At 70.0% G+C, this 353-nt stretch carries 1 pseudogene; it reads right to left on the bottom strand.

What is annotated here, in order from left to right:
• A pseudogene (locus TN53_RS43160) lies at nucleotides 1-263 on the bottom strand (ribonuclease BN); the annotation flags it as partial.
• Nucleotides 264-353: the final 90 nt, after the last annotated feature.

The following is a 353-nucleotide window of genomic DNA, read 5'->3' as shown; positions in this document are numbered from 1 at the left end:
CGGGGTGCGGAGACCGACCGGAACCAGGTGGTGGAGGGGACGTACTCGCCGAGGGCCAGGCCCGAGACGGCCACGAGGAAGACGGCGATCAGCCAGGAAAGGAAGGTGAAGACGGGGCCCAGGGGGCCGAACTCGTGCAGGCTGCGCTCCATGGCCGTGGGAACCAGAACGCGGGCCCCCAGGCTCAGCAGGACCGTACCGGTGCCGGCCAGCAGCGATCCCGGCAACAGGCTCCACCAGCCGATCCGGCCGCCCAGCAGCAAATGCTGACACCCGCGCCTCCGGTGGTCTTGCGTGTCGTGCCAGTGGCGGAGAAGACCTCCCGCAGTTCGTCGAGGGTGTCGCCACGCACT

This window comes from Streptomyces sp. WM6386 (genome assembly GCF_000972385.1).
GTDB lineage: Bacteria > Actinomycetota > Actinomycetes > Streptomycetales > Streptomycetaceae > Streptomyces.
Note: the sequence above shows the minus strand (reverse complement) of the source record. Positions and strands in the feature narration are given on the sequence as shown.